The sequence below is a fragment of the Haloarcula ordinaria genome (genome assembly GCF_029338275.1).
In the GTDB taxonomy this organism is placed as follows: domain Archaea; phylum Halobacteriota; class Halobacteria; order Halobacteriales; family Haloarculaceae; genus Haloarcula; species Haloarcula ordinaria.
In genome coordinates this window covers 264,762-285,080 of record NZ_CP119789.1, presented here as the reverse complement: position 1 = coordinate 285,080, position 20,319 = coordinate 264,762, and the positions used below count along the sequence as shown (strand labels likewise).

Annotated in this window: 15 protein-coding genes; 5 read left to right on the top strand and 10 right to left on the bottom strand. The window is 59.4% G+C overall.

Annotation, left to right across the window (positions count from 1 at the left end):
• The first annotated feature begins 1,247 nt into the window (after positions 1-1,247).
• The 3 genes from P1L41_RS01505 (at position 1,248) to P1L41_RS01490 (ending at position 6,425) form a co-directional block, all read left to right on the top strand.
• Complete coding sequence (locus P1L41_RS01505) at positions 1,248-2,372, top strand: hypothetical protein (protein WP_276297118.1); 1,125 nt, start codon at positions 1,248-1,250, stop codon at positions 2,370-2,372.
• An 846-nt stretch (positions 2,373-3,218) separates the two neighbouring features.
• The gene (locus tag P1L41_RS01495; protein ID WP_276297117.1) at positions 3,219-4,676 is read left to right on the top strand and encodes an oligosaccharide flippase family protein; all 1,458 of its coding nucleotides are present in this window, start codon (positions 3,219-3,221) and stop codon (positions 4,674-4,676) included.
• A gap of 135 nt (positions 4,677-4,811) precedes the next feature.
• Positions 4,812-6,425 carry an alkaline phosphatase family protein gene (locus P1L41_RS01490; protein WP_276297116.1) on the top strand — a complete coding sequence of 538 codons (1,614 nt, stop codon included), beginning with the start codon at positions 4,812-4,814 and terminating at the stop codon, positions 6,423-6,425.
• A 51-nt stretch (positions 6,426-6,476) separates the two neighbouring features.
• On the opposite strand, the gene P1L41_RS01485 is transcribed toward P1L41_RS01490, so the two are convergent.
• The 8 genes from P1L41_RS01485 to P1L41_RS01450 all read right to left on the bottom strand — a co-directional run bounded on the left by P1L41_RS01485 (position 6,477) and on the right by P1L41_RS01450 (position 15,639).
• The gene (locus P1L41_RS01485) at positions 6,477-8,189 is read right to left on the bottom strand and encodes a carbamoyltransferase family protein (protein ID WP_276297115.1); all 1,713 of its coding nucleotides are present in this window, start codon (positions 8,187-8,189) and stop codon (positions 6,477-6,479) included.
• 3 nt (positions 8,190-8,192) lie between these two features.
• Entirely contained in the window at positions 8,193-9,434 is a 1,242-nt protein-coding gene (locus tag P1L41_RS01480) for a protoporphyrinogen/coproporphyrinogen oxidase (RefSeq protein ID WP_276297114.1), read from the bottom strand.
• Between the two features lie 208 nt (positions 9,435-9,642).
• On the bottom strand, positions 9,643-10,257 hold the full coding sequence (locus P1L41_RS01475) for a metal-dependent hydrolase (RefSeq protein ID WP_276297113.1): 615 nt from the start codon (positions 10,255-10,257) through the stop codon (positions 9,643-9,645).
• Positions 10,258-10,353: 96 nt separating this feature from the next.
• On the bottom strand, positions 10,354-10,779 hold the full coding sequence (locus P1L41_RS01470) for an acyltransferase (RefSeq protein ID WP_276297112.1): 426 nt from the start codon (positions 10,777-10,779) through the stop codon (positions 10,354-10,356).
• A 206-nt stretch (positions 10,780-10,985) separates the two neighbouring features.
• Entirely contained in the window at positions 10,986-12,338 is a 1,353-nt protein-coding gene (locus tag P1L41_RS01465) for a sulfatase (protein WP_276297111.1), read from the bottom strand.
• On the bottom strand, positions 12,335-13,603 hold the full coding sequence (locus tag P1L41_RS01460) for a glycosyltransferase family 4 protein (protein ID WP_276297110.1): 1,269 nt from the start codon (positions 13,601-13,603) through the stop codon (positions 12,335-12,337). Before P1L41_RS01460 ends, P1L41_RS01465 begins: the two co-directional genes overlap by 4 nt.
• A complete protein-coding gene (locus P1L41_RS01455; RefSeq protein ID WP_276297109.1) occupies positions 13,604-14,623 on the bottom strand; it encodes an NAD-dependent epimerase/dehydratase family protein in 1,020 nt (339 codons plus the stop codon). It abuts the gene before it with no gap.
• Positions 14,620-15,639, bottom strand: a complete 1,020-nt coding sequence (locus tag P1L41_RS01450; protein WP_276297108.1) for an NAD-dependent epimerase/dehydratase family protein — start codon at positions 15,637-15,639, stop codon at positions 14,620-14,622. The genes P1L41_RS01455 and P1L41_RS01450 overlap by 4 nt, the downstream gene beginning before the upstream one ends.
• Before the next feature lie 276 nt (positions 15,640-15,915).
• Between P1L41_RS01450 and P1L41_RS01445 the strand changes: the two genes are divergently transcribed.
• Positions 15,916-16,923, top strand: coding sequence for an NAD-dependent epimerase/dehydratase family protein (locus tag P1L41_RS01445; protein WP_276297107.1), 1,008 nt, complete (start codon positions 15,916-15,918; stop codon positions 16,921-16,923).
• Between the two features lie 77 nt (positions 16,924-17,000).
• Here P1L41_RS01445 and P1L41_RS01440 read toward each other — a convergent pair whose 3' ends face one another.
• Both P1L41_RS01440 and P1L41_RS01435 read right to left on the bottom strand, forming a co-directional pair.
• Positions 17,001-18,650 (bottom strand): GMC family oxidoreductase, encoded by a 1,650-nt coding sequence (locus P1L41_RS01440; protein WP_276297106.1) that lies wholly within the window; start codon positions 18,648-18,650, stop codon positions 17,001-17,003.
• Positions 18,643-19,173: a gluconate 2-dehydrogenase subunit 3 family protein gene (locus tag P1L41_RS01435; protein WP_276297105.1), complete on the bottom strand. Its 531-nt coding sequence runs from the start codon at positions 19,171-19,173 to the stop codon at positions 18,643-18,645. Before P1L41_RS01435 ends, P1L41_RS01440 begins: the two co-directional genes overlap by 8 nt.
• A gap of 216 nt (positions 19,174-19,389) precedes the next feature.
• Here P1L41_RS01435 and P1L41_RS01430 point away from each other — a divergent pair, with 216 nt between their 5' ends.
• Positions 19,390-20,244, top strand: coding sequence for a hypothetical protein (locus tag P1L41_RS01430; RefSeq protein ID WP_276297104.1), 855 nt, complete (start codon positions 19,390-19,392; stop codon positions 20,242-20,244).
• The last annotated feature ends 75 nt before the right edge of the window (positions 20,245-20,319 follow it).

The window sequence follows — 20,319 nt, the reverse complement described above, 5'->3', positions numbered from 1 at the left end:
AGATTGGAATCGTGGTATCCGAATCTGTCATTATAGGTATCTCAACTTTCGTACGGGTCCTTGTCGACGGGTTATTCTTCGGTACCAGATTCGGTCCTGACACGCATGGAATCCGGCATAAACCGACTACTACCCCCGCTTCCACGCTTACTGGCCTCTGCGACCGGTATTGGCCTCACTGGACGAATCTCTGTGTCTTCGGTTGTTCCCGTTATAGGTCTGCGATTCTCGAGTTGAATCTTGGAATACGTACGCATCTTCTCTCTTCTTTTCAATGAGTTAATATGAACTTCAGAGTGAAAATCTTTGCGTCCCCCGGTGGCGGTGTTTACCAGATCGGGTGCAGAAATCTGATTTACAGCCTGAATCTGGCGAACCATCGAATCAAATCGCACTCGTCGAATCGGTGATTCGCATTAGCGACCAACAGTTCTGGCTGTAGGTCGCCAACCGTAGCCGACCGAACTGCTTTACGCCCAGTTCTTTTCGGGGACTACAACAGCTCTCACGGAAATCTTTCCTGCGCGAACTGCGGCAATACCACGATGTCGAACCCACTGTTCTCTCGCTGATGACGCTTAATTCTGCAATCTGTGCTTCCTTTAGTTCTCCCTCGATTTCAAATGCGCGCCACGGAAATCGGAACGCCGCCGACCAGATTGTTCGAGAACTGCACCCCCGACCCTCATCGTTCTCGAATTGCCGCAGCCACGTCAAACCTGACACCGCCGAAAATTGGTTGCAGACTTTCGCACTCTTGCATAATGCTCAACACTAAACACGACTCCCTCGGTAGACCGCCGCCCACTGCCGCGGAGAGAAAGCTCGCGTAGCGAGTTGCTCGGTAGATGCGTCAAGGGAGCGCCCAGTTGAGCTGAGGGTCGTACTTGGTGCGTGACTACGCTGTGCGTGTGACGTTTAAAAAAATATGTGACTGGTTCTTTACTAACCATATCGCAGTTGCTGAGTTGACATACTATGATAATAGACTCAATTCAGAAGGTATCCCTCCCGAACAAGGTGGTATGGGCGATCGGTCTACTACAAGTCGAGACACACGCCGATTCATCGGGTCCTGTCATCTCCGCGTGGACACGAGCGCCCATATCCTCGACGATACACACCGTGATGGAAGTCAAAAGCCGATTTCAGAACCAGACCATGACTGAACCTAACCACACCACACGCAACCTGGCGAACGCAGTGAGACAGCACAGCACGCAAACGAAACTCACGGGGCAGCCGTCATGAAACACGGACTTCTCACAATCACCGAGTCGGACCTCCTCGCAGCCGAAGAGTGGCTTGGCAACCAGGTCGACGTTGTGACAACGACGTATAGTCAAAATCTGTTCCACGATGGAATAGACGGCATCACCTGGGACGAAGCGAATCGACTTGACGTAATGGAGCGTCTCTTCGGGAACAGCTCGCGTCAGTTAGCAATCGCTTACGAGTTCGGTGGTCCGAACCGGAACGAATACGGGAGAGCCGCAAGTGGCGAGTTCGACGCGGATTATCGCAACTTCGCCCAGCAACTCGTCGACAGGGGCATGGGCGATTCGATTATCCGAATGAGCCACGAATTCAACCTCTCGTGGAATAGCAAGTACCCGTCGGACCCGCAGAACTACGCCGACGGATTTGCCCGCTGTGTCGACGTCATGCAGTCCGTTTCCGGCGCTAACTTCGACTTCTGCTTCTCTCCAGCCAGAAACCGCCTCGGCGTCGCGCCCGACGCCTGGCCTGTCGACTCCGCACAGTGGCCGAGTGGGGAGCCAGCACCGATTATTACGCCGTCTCTCTACGACTCGGAGGGCGGGACGTATCCTGACGATATCAGCGGCCTCTCTGACTCCGAATTGGAACAGCTCTGGCAGGACGCTTGGGTCGTAATCCTAGATAAAATCCAGATGTGGGAGAACTTCGGCGCCGAGCGTGGCGCGAATCGGTTCGGAACTGCCGAGTGGGGTGTCGCGACCAACGCGTATCCGAATCCAAGTGGCGGAGACAACCCCTACTTCGTTGAGAAGTTACTCGATTACGGGATCTCACAGGGCTGGGAGCTGCAGGCGTATTGGAACACCGCATCGGCATCTGGTGGGAGCCACCAGATTCACCCCGATAGCACTGCCCTCACAGACGCGTCGAACATGTACCAATCCATCGTAAGCCAACAGCTCACGAACACGTCGACCGACGACACGTCGTCCGATACAACGGACGACACGAGTACGTCGACTTACGGCGGCTACAATACGCCACAAGCCGGGTCCAACGACTGGCATATCCCGCTCAACGAGAACTTCGAGAGCATCGAAGCGGACATCCAGGACCTCGCCGACCGGATCAACAACTTGGAACAGACATAGCTCACGGAGTAACCGTTACAACATTTCAAGAGATTCACCTTTTCATTCTTCGTCGCTGTCTCCTCAATATCGGCGCGTAGCCGATACTTCTCTCCCATTTACCGCGGCTATACCTCGTGCGGGTATCGAGACTCCACGGTCGAGTTTAGTTACGGCCGAAATGCCCGGCGAACAACTTTGTTGATGTCTTTGGCAGAAATCGCCTACGTAGATAGCATGGCTGGATTGATTCGGATTTTGTGAGTGCGAGCGGATACGTACGCCCGCATGCCGGTGATCTATTCGAGCGCACGCTACGGAGCTACCGATGCCGAGTACTGTCGAAGTTCTCGATAATGTGTGTCTCCATCGGAGATGGAACGCTGACTTTCTGCTCGACTTCAGTAGGCCTCCGAATCAGATTGCGACCGACGAACCACTGAGTCGGAACAGCACCAGCAATTCTGGCTGTACGCTGCGGCTGGCCCGGAGACGAACCACTTGCTTCACCTCCGTCTCTTTTCGACGACTACCACCGCTCTTAGAGAACCATTTCTCGGCGAACTTCGTAAAAATACACGGGCGCAAATACCATCTTTCTCGCTGATGGGGCTTAACACCGATAGACTGCATCCCCTGAGCTGGATTTCGATTTCAGAGGCGCTGACACGGAAAACGGAACGCTGTCGAACTGATTGTTCGAGAGCTGAAACGTCGAACTCCGTCATTTTCGAATCGCTTCATCCTCGCGAACCGGAAACAGTCGAAGTGGTTGCAGAGATTCGCTCGCTGGCACGATACTCCACAGTAAACACTACCGATTCCACACACCATACTTTTTTGACAGCCTTGCGCAGGGCGAACTGGATGACCCACTTCGAATCAGAGGACAAAAACAGCGTTTTCAATCGCTTCGTCCGAGATTTCGGTCTCTATTCCATCGCGAAACTGGTTCCCGCCGTCGCGAGTCTCATCGCGCTCATGGTGTTCACGCGGTTCTTCCCGCCGGCAGCCTACGGTCGGTACGCGCTGGCGGCCAGTTTCATCGGAATCTTCAGCACACTGTGTTTCGATTGGGTCGGTAAATCCGTCTACCGGTTCGCGGCCGAGATGCGAGACGACGTCGTCGTTGGAAACGCTATCTCGATGGTCTCGCTTACGGCGTTATCTCTCGTCGCGTTAGGGACTGCTGGGTATGTGCTCTGGGGCGCTGAACTGGGTGACTTCCGTCCCTTCTACTTCGCTGTTCTAATCGTGATTGTCGTTCAGGGATTCTTTCAGACGTTCAAGTGGTTCTTCCAGACGACGCTGCAGTCGAAGAGCGTGATGGGATATCGAATATTCGAGTCGCTGCTCAAACTGGCGTTATCGCTTCTCCTTGCGATTCTTGTCTTGAATCACATTGTGGGCTGGATCTGGGGTGCTGTCGCCGCAACTGGGGTCACCGTCCTCTTGATGGCATATAAGCTGGGTCGAAGCAATCTTCGACCACGCCTCGACCCAAAGGTGGTTCGCAGATTCACCCGATATGGGGTCCCAATGCTCGGCTGGATGATTGGTGTGCCGCTCCTCAGTCAAGCTGACCGCGTGTTACTCGAACTATTACGTGGGAGTGCCGCTGTTGGAATCTACTCCTCGAACTACCAGATTACGGATAGTGGAATCCGGCTAGTGTTCTCTCCGATAATTACTGCGGCCTATCCGATAATCATGAACACACTGGAGGAATCGAACGAGCAAGAGGTGGCGGGACTCATCACTAGGTTTTCGAGGTATTTTGTCCTCATTGCCGTTCCCGCGTTCATCGGAGCAGCGTTTCTAAGTCGGACACTCAGCTCAGTTCTGCTTGACGATGCCTATTTGGAAGGATACATTGTCATCCCATTTGTCGCCGGTGGCGTTCTCTTTCTGACGCTTGCGAATATCGGGCAGATTACGATGGAGGTACGCGAACAGACGAAGCTCATCTCTGCCGCGGCGTTGACTGCCGTCGTAGTCAATCTGCTCTTGAATATCCCGCTTATTACGCTCTACGGGTACCTCGGTGCTGCCGTCGCCACCACTGTGAGTTACTCCACGTACGCGCTATTGGTGTACTACTTCTCGAAGCGGCATCTGGAGTGGACACTGCCAACATCCACCATCCGGAATGCGATAGTCGGTGGGGCGTTGATGGCGACCCCGCCGGCGGTACTCTACGTGTCGGACTCCTACACCGCACTCCGTGTCACAATTGCATTGCTCGTTGGGTTTGCCGGATACGTCGCGGTACTGTATTCGCTGGGAGAGGTCGACGAAGAGAAGATTTACTCATTAATCGAGTGAGTGGGTACGTGGCGAATCATGCTCGGACGGTAGTACTATTGCATCCCGTTCACCGGCTTAGTAGGCTCCTAACTCGGTTAATCAACACCTATCATTCAGAATATATTTACCACTGTCAGTACGATAACAGAGACGATGGATACACTAATCCTTGGGCTCGACGGGTTGGAACCCACGCTGGTCGAACAGTGGAGAGGCGATCTCCCGACCCTCGACCGCTTGATGGGGTCCGGCTCCTACGGCCGCCTTCGGTCGTCTGATCCACCGTTATCGTCGCCAGCGTGGCAGTGGATGTTCACCGGCAAGCAGGGTGGAAAACACGGTTGTTTCGGATTTACACGCCGGAAAGAGAACTCTTACGAGCGAGTTCCACTCAATCTGACCGATGTCCACGCAGAGACGCTCTGGGAGGCGTTGGACACAGCGGGCGTCGCCTGTGGCGTCGTCAACGTCCCCGAGACATACCCACCGACGGAACTCGACAACGGGTTTATGATATCCGGCTGGCCGATTCCGAACCGGACGAATCCAGCGGCTCCCTCGGACGTACTCACTGAGCTTGAAGCGGAGCTGGGGACGACGTACAAAGTGAAACCGACCTCAATGGGGCCGGAGTTGAAGCAGTTCTCGAACCAGAAGGTGTTCGAGGAGATGAAGTCAGCTATCCGGCACCGCAAGCGCGCGTTCGAGACGCTGCTCTCGATGTACGACCTCGACGTGTTCTTCGGCGTTTTCACCGCGACCGATATCGCCGGTCACTATCTCGTCGAGGACGAAGCACGACTTCGGAAAACCTACATCGAACAGGATGAGGCGCTCGGCGGACTGCTCGAACAGGTTCCCGACGAGACAAACATCATCCTGATGAGCGACCACGGTCACGGAGCCAAAGGGACACGGAGCTTCCACGTTGTCGAGTGGCTCCGCAAAGAGGGGTATCTCGCACTCGATAGCGACTCCGATATCGACCTTTCTCGGCGACTGCTCCGGAAAGGGGGATTCACGAGGGAAAACCTACTCCGGATGAAAAACCGACTGGGCGTCGGCGACGTTCGCGAACTTCTCCCACAACCCGTCTTCGATGTCGCGAAGCGAACCGTTCCGGCCGCCGACGAGCGGGAGCAAAAGGTCCTCTCCGAACAGATTCGGTGGGATCAGACGACCGCGTACGTCGGCTCGGAACAGAACGTCATCTTTCTCAACACCGAAGACGTCCATCCGAACGGCACAGTCCCCCCCGACCGTGTGCCAGAACTCCGGGACGAACTCAAGACAAAACTGGAATCGCTCCGACACCCCGACCGAGACGAACCGCTGGTCACGGAACTTAAGACCCGCGAAGAGGTGTTTTCCGGCCCGTATGAGGCGGAGGCTCCCGAAATCGTGTTCATCATGGATGAGATGCGTTGTAAAGTCCACACGGGACTCAACGGCGGCGAGCTTTTCAGCGACAACGGCATCGGCGAGCACCGACAGGACGGGATACTGATAACTACAGGTCCCTCGTTTGCGGAGCGCGACGAGGTCCGTCGCCGCTCTATCCTCGATGTCTTCCCTCTCGCGCTCTCGCTGTCCGATGTTGCCCTTCCGGAGAATGTCGACGGAGAGGTTCCGATGGAGCGACTCGACGTTCCGTTGGAACCGTCGTTTCGGGAGAGTCGGGACGAGGCCGGCGAGGTGGACACCTACTCTGCCGCCGACTCGGACGAAATTAAGGAGCAGCTACGGGGACTCGGATACCTCGATTGAGCAGTCGTCGCGCGCCGAGTGCGCACCTGGAATAAATTGAAACAGTTGGCCTCACTTTTCGACGACGAGGTCCTCGATAGCTAGCAGGTCCAGCCCCATCCCGAAGAAGTCCTTGATGCCCTCGCTGGGGCGGTTGACGATCGGTTCGCCGTGATCGTTGAACGACGTGTTCAAGACGACGGGAACGCCGGTTATCGATTCGAACTCCTCGATGAGTCGATGGTAACGCGGGTTCTGGTCCTCGCGGACGGTCTGTGGCCGCGTCGTGTCGTCGGCCGGGTGGAGCACCGCCGGGATGGTCTCTCTTGCGCTCTCGGTTACCTCGAAAGTCTTGATCATGTACGGAGCTGGCTCGGGGTCGACGACGAAGTCGCCCATCGCCCGTTCGAGCATCGAGGGCGCGAAGGGCCGCCACTCCTCGCGATGCTTGACGAATTCGTTGACACGGTCGAGTGACTCCTGCGTCCGGGGGTCGGCGAGAATGCTCCGGTTGCCGAGCGCCCGTGGCCCCATCTCGAGGCGCCCCTGGAACCATCCGACGAGTGCACCCTCGGCCAGTCGCTCGGCCACAGTCCGGGCCACGTCGTCCACCTTCCGGTAGTCGACCTTGTTCATCTGGAGTGTCTCTTCGATACCTGCTGTGTCGTAGGACGGCCCCCAGTAGACCGTGCTCATCGGGGCTATCTCTCCTGGTTCGTATTCGAGCATCCCAGCCCCGACCGCCCCACCGGCGTCGGCTGCGACCGGTTGTACGAACGTCCGGTCGACGCAGTCCAGCTCCATCACGCGCTTGTTCATCTTGCAGTTGAGCGCTACGCCTCCGGCGAGCGCGACGTTCCGCAGGTCGAGGTCGCGACAGTACTCCTCGACGACGTTCGTCGCGGTCTCTTCGAGGAGCATCTGAACGGTGTACGCGAGGTCTTTCTCCCACTGGGTGAACTCACCGGCTTCCTTCCGCCGCGAGCGGTCCAGTATCTTCTCCAACCGATCGATTGTGAACCTGACGTTGCCGTTGACGAGACTGGTGACGTCGTAGTTCGCGCTGGTGTCTATCTCTCGTCGAAGGCTGGACTCTATCTGGGAGTTTCGGCTCCCGTAGGGTGCCAGCCCCATTACCTTTCCCTCGCCGTTCCACGGGCGGAATCCGAGGAACTTCGTCACGGCAGCGTACAGGAAGCCCCAGCTGTTCGGGAACTCGTACTCACGGACGTGTTCGAGGCCGCCGTCGTAACCATACCAGACGTTCGTCGCGTCGTACTCGCCACGGCCGTCGATGGTGAGCACGAGGGCCTGATCGAACGGTGACGGGAAGAAGGCGCTGGCGGCATGCGAGCGGTGGTGCGGGTGTGTCACTATCGGCGGGACGGGTTCGCCTATCTCCCGTAGATGGTTCTCGATAGGGCTTGTCGAAGCGAGCCACGGCCCCAGCGAGTACCGCATCCCCCAGCCGGCGAGTCGAAACCGGGTCGGAATCGTATCCGGGAGGGAAATCGCTTCTCGCAGGGTCACTCCCAGTGCCTGTCTGAAAAGATCGGGTTCCCACGGGATTGTCACGCGTTCCACGTCGGCAAGATCGATGTCAGCGTAGTCGAGACAGGCTTCGATGGCTTCCGCGGGGAACTTCCCCGTGGCGTGTTTCTGCCGAATCAATCGCTCTTCTTCGATACCGTAGACGAGGTCTCCGTCTTCGAAGAGCACGGCGCTCGGATCATGCGAGCCGAGTGGATTGACACAGGGGTTGATAGAGAGGACGTAGTCGCTCATTGTTCAGGGATGAACCGGAGCTGTGAGCTCCTCGACAGTCTCGTAAGCCTGCTGGACGATGTCCTTGATCCAGATGTACTCGTAGGTACTGACGCGACCGAGGTTCGCGACGTTCTCGAAGGCGCTGAGCTGGCTGTTGATTCGTTCGAACCGTTCTATCTCTTCGGTGACCGGGAGCGGGTAGGCTCTCGGGGCACGCCGTATCTCGGAGGCGACGAGTGAGACGTCGATACCCTGGTTCTCGATGAACGACGTGAGCGCGTCGTCGAACCACGACCGCTGATTCGGCCAGACGTCGTCGCCGAGGAAACAGGGGAACTCCGTCGTCAGTAGGTACTCGCCGTCGGGGATGTCCTGGGGCGTGAAGTCGTAGTCGGTGATACGGGTGAAGTCGTGGTGGTTCGGGAAGTACGCCCAGTTGACGTGGTCCGGGAACAGGCGTTCGGAGGCCTCGATGTGGGCGCTGTGGATGACCATACTCCGGTAGTTCAGCGACTCGTCGGTGTCGACGAGGATGCTCGGGTCGATAGTGCTGACGAACAGGTCGCCGCCGATCCGGTCGCCGCTCTCGGTTGTGAGCGCTTCGACGTGGGCCCCATCTGTCTCCAGTCCGGTCACGCCGTCGATAATCACCTCGCAGTCCGCCAGCATCTCGTTGAGAACGTCGGTGTACTTCTTCGCCGGGTAGTACGCACCGCCGTCGAAGAAGGAGTCTTCGCCGTCCGGAAAATTGATCTTGAAATCGAACCAGTCGCCAGTGATGCGCGAGGGCTCGATACCCCAGTGCTTCGCGGTGTAACTGTCGTAATACCGGTCGAACAGCGTCGGACCGACCTGTCGGCGGACGAATTCGTCGAAGTAATCTACGTCGGCTTTCCCCGGAGCTTCGGCCAGCTCTTCGCGGATCTGATCGCTGTCGTCCCAGCGGTCTATGTTCGCTTTACTCACTGGATAGTCGTGCGGGTCGGTGAGGTCGTTCGTCGGGTAGGTCTTCGCGAAAAACGAGTGCGGGTCGAGATCGGTAAACTCCGAGAAGAGCTCGCCGACGATGGCCTCTTCATCTTCGTCGAAGAAGAGGAGGTGTGGTGCAGAATCTGTGTGATAGCCCGACGCCAGCTCGATCTCCCTGAGAAGCCCCCCGATCGCGTCCTTCTCGACGACGGTGACGTCGTATCCTCGTTCGCTCAGCAGGTACGCGGTCGAGCAACCGGCGATACCGCCACCGACTATCGTGATGTCTTGCATAGGTGTGTCCCCGCAGTGACAGCTCTTATTTAGTCGGTGCATAGTCTCGGAAGTGAGCTAATACTCTCCGGTAATGCTCTTTGTTTTCGGCCTCCACTGGAACAAACTGCCACAATCTCGCCGCAGACGTTTGGTTTTCAACTAGGACACCACCTTCATCTCGCCTGTCCACTATCGACCCACCAAGTCACCACCATTCGAAGCGGTTTCACTCGAATATCCGGATCCAACCGTCGGGAAGCTTCTCCATGCCCGGAACGCCGTCCGCCCACCAGACAATCGCCGCCAGCAGTGCTAGCACCGCTTCGGCGGCTCGAATCCACCAGCCGATTACCGGTGCCGTCGGGAGATGGCGGGCCGTCCAGACCGGCTTGATCGCGATCAGATCACTGAGGCCTGGAACACCGGTCAGCGCGCTGACGATGGCTGGGCCCGGAATCGTCAGCGGCCAGACGACGAACGATACCTCGAGAAAGTCTTTCGCGACCGTTCCCTGGAGTAAGAACAGCGACGCGTCGACGAATGGATGACAAACGTAGCCGACGGCGAAGGCGACGGCCGGTCCCCACGCTTCCGTCCGGCCGTGAATCAACACGCCGACAGCGAGGACGAACGGCACTGCAAATATCATGGAGTGCCCCACCGTCCGTCCGCCCGCGAATCCCCCGCCCAGCAGCGCCAACGGTTTGTCGAACAGGTCCGGGAGCTGGGTCCCAAGCATGACGAAGGCGATTTCACGGAACTCCGGTCGGCGTCGACGCGTGGCGCGGGCGTAGCCGGAGAACAGCAGGTAGCCGACCGCGAGGTGGCCGTGGGGTAACATCGTCGCTCGATACTGTTCGCCTGCTGGCTTCAGTAACAACTGCTTTCCAGTGCTCTGCCGTGCCCGTGCGTCATCGAATCACTGATGCGTGCCAGCTTACTCCCGGATCGCAATCTGTTCTGCCGGGACGCCAGCGACGACGGCGTACTCCGGCACCGACTTCGTCACGACGCTTCCGGCCGCGATTACGGCCCCCTCACCGACGGTCACGCCGTCGAGAATCGTGCAGTTCGCGCCGATCCAGACATCGTCGCCGATCTCGATGCCGGCCCTGGATATCTCTTGTGTGGCAATTGGCGCGTCCCTGTCGATGCCGTGTTCAGCCGCGACGATGGTTGTATGCGGACCGATTAGCACGCCGTCGCCGATGCGGATGTCGCCGTGTCCGATCAGCGTCACGAAGACGTTAAGCAGGCAGTCAGCTCCGATGTGGACGTTGCCACCAGACGGACCGATGACCACGTACCGGCCGATAGAACTCTCTCGTCCGATTGCAAGGGTCCCGTTCGTACCGACTTGCACGGTGGCATCGACCCTCGCAGTCGAGTGAATGTCGGTGTGTCGTCTGTGGTTCAGCGAGTGGCGTCGTACGGCGTCTCTGATGCGAGAGACGGCCAGCGATCCGGTCGTGAGGATGTCGCGGCTCCAGAATTGTCGAATCGCGGACCACGCCATTGCTGGAATCCGAACAAACGCTTTGCCGGCACGGATGCTGCGTGACATAGTCGTTATCGGTACCCGAGGTCCTCGAGACGAGCTTCGACATCGTCGTCCAGTCGACTGTCGCCTGCCGATGGCACCCCATCGCCCGCCGTCCCTGCGCGAAGATACTGGAGTCTGTCCTCGACGACCGCTCTAATTCGTGCTGCGTCTGGGGCGTCCGGGTCGACCTGTTGCATCGACCCCGTCTCGAAGAGACGGTGCTCCCCGAGAATCTCGTCGACTTCGTAGAGCCACGCATCGGACCGAGCGCCGACGACCCTGTCACCGTCGACCTCGTGTTCAGCGATCACGTGTGATCTGGACTCGCTCCCGGGGACGATCCCCTCGTAGGCTACTGGGACGTCTGTGCCCAGTGCCTCGTGGAACAGCGGTGGCAGATCGAGGAGACTCACGAGTTCGTCCTCGGGGAGCTCGAGCGATGGCGGACTGTTCACGACCACAAGCGGCACCCGGATGAGCTCGTCGTACATCCGTTCGGGTTTCCCGTACTGTCCGTACTCGCCGAACAACTCGCCGTGATCCGACGTGAGGACGATTAGCGTCTCCTCGAAGCGGTTCTCCCGTTTCAACACCTGCACCAACCGTGATATCTGGTCGTCGACGTACGCTATCGCAGCCCGGTAGAGCGCCGCCATCGTCTCGAGATCGTCGTCGGTGAGCGACGCCGAGTCGCCTATCAGAGCGGAGTAGAGCTCGGAAACCGTCTCGCTGTCGACGTCCTCGACTCCGTAGGCCGCTCGGTACTCCCGAGGCGGATGGCATGGGTGGTGGACGTCCATGTAGTGTGCCCAACAGAAAAACGGGTCACTCGTGGATTCGAGCCACTCGACTGCATCGTCCGTGATCACTTCGGCGCTGACGTAGGGTCGTGCCTTCCCCTGCACGTGGCGGTAGGCACTCTTTATCAGGCCGGTGAGGTTGACAACCTCGTCGACCCGCTTGAGTCTCGGATTGTTTATCTCGATGCCGCGGGGGAATATCTTCGTCGCGACCCCCATCAACGGGTTCTGGTAGTCCCTGAACTCGTCGAAGCCAACGTCGTAGTTGAAGTGCGTCGAGAGGAACGGGTTGCTGTGAAAGCCGGCGGTTGTCAACCCTCGCGCTCGCAGTTCCGCCGCGACCCGGGGCCGGTCCTCGGTGAGTGGACCGAGCCCGTGGTACGACAGCGGGAGCGTCCCGGTCAACATCCCCGGGAACGACGGCGTCGTCCCGGGGCCGGTGGCAAACGCACGGTCAAGACTCGTTCCGGCGCTTTCGAGTTGCGGGCCGGCGGTGAGCGACGGGCGCATCTCGTTCCAGACGTCGTACCTGAGTGAGTCGTAGGTGAGTAGCAGCACGTTCTCGACGGTATCGTTCATCGGGCGGGCACCTCCACGCGCGGTGCGGTACCGGCGAGCATTTCGTGATACTGGTCGACTGCCTCGTCTTTGACGAAGTGTTCCTCGAACGCCGCTCGCGCGTTATCCCCCTGTCGGTCGACGAGGTGTGGGTCGGCCAGCCACTGCTCGATGGCAGTGACGACCTGCTCGACCGCCCCCTGCTCGACGTTGAAGCCAGCGTCGAATCGTCTGACGATACGACCCTCGTCGTCGTTCGGTTGCGAGATGACCAGCACCGGTTGGCCCGCCGCCATCGACGTGTACAGTTTACTGGAGACGACGATTCCCTCGAACCCCTCTTTGACCGTGACGACGGAGACGTCTGCCGACGTGAGGCTATACGGAAGGTCGTCCCACGGCTGGTACGGAAGGAAGGTGACGCTCTCGCCCCGGACCCCCAGCTCCTCGGCCAGGTCGACGATGTGCTGTTTGTTGTCCCCCTCACCGATCAAGAGGAACTGTACGTCGGCGTCGTCCAATCGAGCAGCTGCCCGAACCAGTGTCTCCAGGTCGTGGAACTCGGCCATGTTGCCGGAGTACAATACCGTGAACGTCTCGACGAGGCCGTGTTCCCGGCTGAACCAGTTATCTGCCTTCTCCCGCGGCGTGATGAACGACTCGTCCTCCCAGTTGTGGATGATCTCGACTTTTCCGGCGTCGAAGCCGTCACCGGCCTTGGCGTCGATACGGTCCCGCATCACTGGGCCCAGCGCTACGACGTGCTTCGCGTCGCGGAACGCGTACCTGTCGAGCAGTTCCCAGCCCTGATGGATGAGGCCACCTCGTTTGAGGTACCCGAGTTCGACCGGTTCGTCCGGGTAGAGGTCGTAGGCGATGTACGTGTACTCCCAGCCTCGGAGGCGGCAGACGGCCCACATCGCTGCCGGCAGGAACGGGGGGCAGGTGACGAAGACGAGTTCGCGCTCCCTGTCTGTCTGGTCGAACAGGAGCACCACGGACATCCACGCCGTGAAGACGGTCCAGTTGAATAGGCGACGGACGAGTGAGGACTGTCGGACCTGTGGGGCACGAATGCGCCTGACAAACACGCCCTCGTGGACCGACCGGACTGGCTGTCGCTCGTTCTCCCCGCTGTGGTAGTTGGGCTGGCCGGTGTAGACCGACAGGTCCAGCCCGCGTTCCTGCAGGCCGACCGCGAGGTCGGTCATCAGCTGGCCGGTCGACGCGGTATCTGGATGGAAGTACTCGGTCACCAGCAGGTACTCTGTTTCCGTCCCCGACATCTATCGTTCGTGCAACAGCGTCTCGAGGTTCTCTCTCACGTACGCTCTGTCCCGCGCGCCGGTGTACCACTCGAGAGTGCGGCGGAGTCCGTCTTCGACAGTGTACTCCGGCTCCCAGCCGAGCAGGTTTTCGGCTCGGGTCGTGTCCGCGGCGCGATGACGAACGCCGACTGGCTTGTCTGTCATATACTCGCGTTCATCGGGCTCCCAACCGAGGTGGTCGAAAATGGCGTCGACGACTTCGTTGATGGTGACGTAACGGCCGATACCTGCGTTCACCGGCGTGGCGTCCGTGATATTCTCCGCTGCGAGACGGAGCGCTCGCGTGATGTCCTTGACGTAGGTGAAGTTGCGGGTCTGTTCACCGTCCCCCCAGATCTGGTATGGGTCCTGTTGGGCGTACGCTTTCGCCATGAGCGCGATGATCGCGTGTGTCTCGTTCTCTCGGGGGCCGTATGCGGTGAAGATTCGAACGATGCTCGCGTCGATGTCGTACTGTTCGTGATACGCCTGCAAGGAGCGCTCGCCCATGAGCTTCGCCCACCCGTACACCTCGTCGGCGTACGCGCCGCCACGCTCCTCAAAGCTCACCATGTCCTCACGTAGGGGTCGCCGCTCCTGCTGGATGTCGGTCGGGTAGGTACACGCGCTGGACGCGAATGTGATGCGTTCGACGCCGTTGTTCGCGGCGGATTCGTAGACGATGTTATCGAGCGCCATGTTCGTCGCGCAGTTGGCCGGATAGTTCGAGATGTATCCCCGACCGCCGTGATCTGCAGCGAGATGGAATACGGTCTCGATGTCGCGCGTCACCTCGTCGGCAAACGCTTTCTCGGTGAGGTCACCGTCGACTACGTCGACGCGGTCGTGCACGCCGTCGAGGTTGGCTCGCTCGCCGCTGGAGAAGTCGTCAGCGACGCGAACGTTCGCCCCTGCCGCGACGAGGTCTTCGACGAGATGGCTTCCAATGAACGACGCACCGCCGGTGACCAGCACCCGCTCTCCGTCCCAGTCGCTCATCGTCGCCCCCCGTCGGCCGAGACAACCGGCCGATCGGCGTCCAGTTCGCGTTCGGCCCACTCGTAGACCCTTTCGAGGCCATCTTCGAGGCTGACCGACGGTTCCCAGTCGAGTTCGGCTCTCATCGTGGTCATATCGCAGGCGTACTTGTCGGTGCCCGTCGGCTTCGACCGGTCGTAGGTCAGCGAGAGGTCCTTGCCGCTGATGTCGATAATCGTCGCCGCGAGTTCCTCGATACTGACGACCTCTTTCGAGTTCCCCAGATTTATCGGTTCACCGTCGGTTTTCGTCCGGAGCACCTCGATCATCCCGTCGACGAGATCCGTCACGTAGATGAATCCGCGCTGCTGTGACCCGTCGCCGAACAGCTCTATCGATTCACCGGGGTCGGCTTCGATGACTTTGCGACACAGCGACGGGATGACGTGGCTGCTATCGGGATCGAGACTCTCTCTCGGCCCGTAGCAGTTGAAGATACGGACACTGCTGGTCGTCAGGGAGGTGTCGGTGTGATACGCATCACAGGCCACTTCGCCGAGAATCTTCGCCCACCCGTAGGTGCTGTGGGGATTCGCTGGAATCGCCTGGTCCTCACTGAAGCGGTTGAGGCCGTCGTGCTGCTGGCGGTAGATGCAGGCACTCGACGCGAACAGGAAGCGGTCGACGCCGGTGATTCGTGCGGCCTCTAACATACACTGGTTCATGAGCACGCTGGGCGCGAGGCCGCCGACGTTCGCCTGCTTGATGTAGTGGATTCCGCCGACGCTCGCGGCGAGGTGGAAGACGTGGTCGACGCCTTCTGTCGCCTCGATACAGCCTTTCTGGGTCGTCAGATCGACCGGCAGTACCTCGATGTCTTCTCTGACGTTGTCCAATTTCGAAGGGGTTCCCCGCGAGAAGTTGTCGGCGACTCGGACGTCCGCGCCGAGTTCGACGAGTTCCTCGGTCAGAAAGGACCCGATGAAGCCCGCACCACCGGTAACGAGTACGGTGCTCCCTGATAGGTTTGCGTCCATGAGTTCGGTCCAGAGGAACTTTGGCAACTGTATTGTTATGTATCAGATACCGGAACACCAGCCCTCAGATGCTCGTTCCCGTGATAGCTTGAGGATACCCATTTGGCTTGGAGACGCTCTGAGACCGTCAAAATATTGCGTTTTACAGATATATCGAATATCGGTTGAGTTCGGGCGTGATAGTAATACCCTTACTCGTCACACGTCAATGCAGGGTCCGACACATTCCTGATAACCATCGTATAATTATTACTGGCTAATTGCAATTCATCCTCGATGCCAGAGTCAGTGTTCATAACCGGGATTGCCGGGTTTCTTGGTAGTCACCTCGCGGACGAGTTCATCGAGCGCGGCTACGACGTCTCGGGAAACGACACGTTCGTCGGCGGCTACGAAGCTAACATCCCGAAGGAGGCGACGTTCTTCGAAATCGATTGTAACGACGTTGATGCGATGAAGGAGGCGATGGCAGGAACAGATATCGTCTACCACACCGCCGCACTAGCCCACGAAGGGTTGAGCGTGTTCGCGCCCGCCCGTATCAACAAAAGCATCTACCAGTCGACATCGGCGACGCTGGCAGCGGCCGCTGCGACTGACGTCGACCGCTTCGTCTACTGCTCGAGTATGTCGCGGTACGGGGAAAACGAGACGCCCTTCACCGAGGACATGGAGCCCCAACCCCAGGATCCCTACGCTGTCAGCAAGGTCGCCGCCGAGGAGATGGTTGAACTGATGGCCGAGATTCACGACTTCGAGTACGTCATCGCAGTCCCGCACAACATCATCGGGCCGCGCCAGAAGTACAACGATCCGTTCCGGAACGTTGCGGCCATCTTCATCAACCGGATGTTACAGGGAAAACAACCCATTATCTACGGCGACGGCGAACAGATGCGTTGTTTCACGTTCATCCAGGACGACGTGCGCCCGCTCCGAAAGCTGGCGACCTACGACAACGTCACCGGCGAAGTGATCAACATCGGTCCCGACGACGAGTTCATCACGATCAACACGCTGGCCGAGACCATCGCCGACATTATCGGGTTCGACCTCGACCCGATCTACGAGCGAGACCGGCCACAGGAGGTGCGACTCGCCAACTGCTCGGCCGACAAGGCACGCGAGATGCTGGACTACAACGCCCAGTATACGCTCCGTGACGGACTGCAGGAGATGGTCGACTGGATCGAGCGTGAAGGGCCAAAGGAGTTCGAGTATCACCTCGATCTGGAGATAATCAACGAGGAGACTCCGGACACCTGGAAGAATCAGCTGATCTGACCGCCTGTCGACGGCTGTTCGATTTCCCCGTCGTAGTACCGGGCGACCACGGCGACAGTTTTCGGTGCGCGATGCGTTCAGAGGTCTCGGTGGATCGCGTCGGCGGCCTTCAGCGAGAGCGCGGCGATAGTTAACGTCGGGTTCATCGCGCCCCCGGTTACGAAGACGCTACTCGACGCGATAGAGAGGTTTCGTAGGTCGTGGGTCCGGAGTCGCGAGTCGACGACGCTCTCTGACGGGTCTGTCCCCATCCGTGTCGTGCCCATCTTGTGAGAGGCAGTCCGTAGTGGTGAGTCGACGATATTCGATGCGTCCATCTCGTTCAGAATGTCGCGTTGCACGTCCCGGATGAACTCAATCGTCCGGCGTTCGTATCCCCCGATGGTGAACGAGACGTCAGGGACCGGATTTCCATGCGAGTCGGTCTTCTCGTAATCGAGCGTCACACTGTTCTCCGCCCGCGGGAGAGTCTCTGGGTTGCCAAACATGCCGACCCGTCTGTTGGGCATCCGGTCGCGGACGGTGTCGACCAGCTCGTCGCCCCACGTGTCTCCTGCCACAACGTCGCTCAGATCGCCCGGGGTACCGGTGTCTCCACCTCGAAGCGCGCTCTCGGCCAGCGATGGTGGATTCACGTTCTCGAACACGAGTTTGACACTCCCTGGCGGCGAGTCGTCGTGGTCGTAGAACTGGTGTGTCTCGCGCGTCTGGTAACCGATCGGTTCCTGGTTGGTCGGTTCGTCGAGTTCCGCTCCGACGCGAACGACGAGGTGGTCCATGAAGTACTTCCCGACGACGCCGCTCGTGTTCGCGAGGCCCTCGGGGTACTGCGAAGAGCGCGAGAGCAGGAGGAGGCGCGGTATCTCGACTGCCCCGCAGGCCAGGACGAACTGTCTGGCCTCCTGTCGGTGTCGCTCGCCGTCGGGCGTCGCGTACACCGCTGCTTCGACTCTTTCGCCCGCACTGTCGTGTTCGAGATACTGGACCGGCGCCTGTGATATCACCCGCGCCCCGTTCGACTGGGCCTTCCGGACGTGGACGTCGCCGCTGTACTTCGCGCCAGACGGGCAGACCGGGATGCACGTGCTGTACCCGACACACTGACTCCGGTCGTCGTATGGTTCGGAGTTACGGGCCTGTGGGACCGAGTGCATCGTGATGCCGAGCGCCTCGCAGGCCTCGGCGAATAGCGAATCCGAGTAACTCGCGGGAAACGCATCCATCGGAAAATCGGTCTCTCGTGGCGGTGCGAACGGGTTGTCGGTGCCTCCCGAGACACCCAGTTCTGTCTCCGCCTCGGCGTAGTACGGCCGGAGGTCCTCATAGCCGATCGGCCAATCGCTGGCGAGGCCGTACCGCGACTGCATCTCGAAGTCCTTCTCGTGGAACCGTGGCGTGATTCCAAGCCAGTGGAGCGTCGTCCCGCCGACAGCCTTCACCCGCGTCCGGTTCAGCGCGTAGTAGAGGTCGCCTGAGGACGTGAACCGATCACGCTCACCACCCATATCCCAGACTTCGGGGAGGTGGTATTCCGGTCTGATCGCCCGCTCCATCCGTTGGAGACGGTTCGCCGGGTCGAATCGCTTTCCCGCTTCGAGCATCACGACATCGTGACCGCGGTCGGAGAGTGCGTAGGCGACCAGCGCCCCCGCGACTCCGGAACCGATTACACAGACGTCTTGCTTCTCGGCTGGCGCACGGTCGCCGCCACGCTGGCGCTCACTCATCTGTCGGCGGCCGCTGATAGGACTCATAGCCTCCGGGATAGCCGACAGGGTTCTCGACACCGATCAGTTCGCTACCCTGTGGAGTCGTGAAGAGACTGTATACCAACTGGTTGATAAGGTAGTACCGCACTCTCTCCGCCAGACTGCCTGACGGCGACGACCCCACCCGGGCGATACCCATCGAGCGGAGCGCGGCCCCGCGCTGTTGGACCGACATCTCCGCGAGCAAGCGTCCGTGGGACCCGAAGACGCGTCGATTCAGCTGGGTCAGCGTCCTGTGGAAAGCCGATCGCTGGTCATCGGGAACCCGGGTTGCATATTCCGATACGTCTTCGGCAGTTACGTCGATGGCTGATGGGAACACTACCTCCGCGATCGCGACGAGTTGCTCGAGATTCGCCCCGGTCAGGTCCCCCTGTCTCTCGGCCGTCTCCGTTTCAACGAGACCGGATGGGAGCGCCGACACGGCTGTGCCCGTTGCCCCTCCCGCGAGGAGTGCAGCGATCACTTCCCGTCGGCTCAATGACATACCTCACCTATCAATTGGACTCACCTAATTAGTAGTAAACTATATATAGGTAAGTGCAAAATCTGTAATTTATATGTGTAATTAATATTACTTTAAATCGGCACCACTTCTCTCCCCGTGTTATCTCCGTCTCGCACGATTCGACCGCTCGCGCCATAGCCAGGATACAACGCCCATATTACTTTGAGTGGTGCCAGTTTCTCGCCTCTCGTGATCTCTGGTCGGTCTCAGCGCCTCGGTCGCATCTTCCTCTCGCTGGTACTCGGGAGTGTTCTCACAATCGTCGTCTTCCGGATACAGGCGCTTCTCCCGCTCTCTGTGGGGATTCTCACGCTGCGTCCACTTGCCGCAACAGCGGTCGTCGTCGGGTACCGCGGCGGCATCGCGGGCGTCGGCGGCGTCGCGCTGGGATACTCTTCGTACGTGGTGTACCACCAGACTCTCGGCCCGCTACTGCTCCTCGAAGGAGTCGGATTCGTCATCCTCGGTGTCGGCGCTGCGACGCTCGTCGCCGAGCGACCGGTCTCGTTGGCTCGCTCACCGCCCGAACTTCGGAACGGGCCGCGACTTCGCTATGCCCTCATCGCGCTGTTCGGTGTGTGCGTGAGCGTGTCGGCCGTTCTCGCGGCAGCATACGAGGTGCTGGCTCTCGCGGATTTCTATCCCTTCGCTGCCACCCGAGTGACCGAACTCACGGTCTCCATGCTCCTCTTCGCGGTCCCGACCCTTGTTGTCACCGACCGTCTAGCCAACCGCGTCCTCTCGGACGACTTCCCGGCGGTCGCTGACGCTGCCCCGTCAGGTCGCTCGGACACCGTCCGGCCTCGATTGTCGAGGTTCCTCGGCCTATCGCTACTCTGGGTGCTTACCGGGTCGACGATTAGTATGGGATACCACGTCGCCGAACAAATCCCGATAATCGCCTTTTACCGACGCGGCCTCGAACTGCTGATCCCACTGACCGACCCACGCCTGGTCGGTCACGGCGGTCGCACGCTCCAGATCGCCCTCGGAACTGTCTTTCTGCTCTTGCTCGCCACGACGCTCTACCGGTCGCGCGTCTAGAACGGTCCCCCGACGCACCGGGCGAAAGGTGGAGGCGGCCCGACTCCGAGACAGTCCGGGCTACGATTTGGTTGC

Bases quoted from the DNA above. Each gene is read 5' to 3' on its own strand.
- P1L41_RS01505 (WP_276297118.1), top strand. From the start codon at position 1,248: ATGAAACACGGACTTCTCACAATCACCGAGTCGGACCTCCTCGCAGCC.
- P1L41_RS01495 (WP_276297117.1), top strand. From the start codon at position 3,219: ATGACCCACTTCGAATCAGAGGACAAAAACAGCGTTTTCAATCGCTTC.
- P1L41_RS01490 (WP_276297116.1), top strand. From the start codon at position 4,812: ATGGATACACTAATCCTTGGGCTCGACGGGTTGGAACCCACGCTGGTC.
- P1L41_RS01485 (WP_276297115.1), bottom strand. From the start codon at position 8,189: ATGAGCGACTACGTCCTCTCTATCAACCCCTGTGTCAATCCACTCGGC.
- P1L41_RS01480 (WP_276297114.1), bottom strand. From the start codon at position 9,434: ATGCAAGACATCACGATAGTCGGTGGCGGTATCGCCGGTTGCTCGACC.
- P1L41_RS01475 (WP_276297113.1), bottom strand. From the start codon at position 10,257: ATGTTACCCCACGGCCACCTCGCGGTCGGCTACCTGCTGTTCTCCGGC.
- P1L41_RS01465 (WP_276297111.1), bottom strand. From the start codon at position 12,338: ATGAACGATACCGTCGAGAACGTGCTGCTACTCACCTACGACTCACTC.
- P1L41_RS01460 (WP_276297110.1), bottom strand. From the start codon at position 13,603: ATGTCGGGGACGGAAACAGAGTACCTGCTGGTGACCGAGTACTTCCAT.
- P1L41_RS01455 (WP_276297109.1), bottom strand. From the start codon at position 14,623: ATGAGCGACTGGGACGGAGAGCGGGTGCTGGTCACCGGCGGTGCGTCG.
- P1L41_RS01450 (WP_276297108.1), bottom strand. From the start codon at position 15,639: ATGGACGCAAACCTATCAGGGAGCACCGTACTCGTTACCGGTGGTGCG.
- P1L41_RS01445 (WP_276297107.1), top strand. From the start codon at position 15,916: ATGCCAGAGTCAGTGTTCATAACCGGGATTGCCGGGTTTCTTGGTAGT.
- P1L41_RS01440 (WP_276297106.1), bottom strand. From the start codon at position 18,650: ATGAGTGAGCGCCAGCGTGGCGGCGACCGTGCGCCAGCCGAGAAGCAA.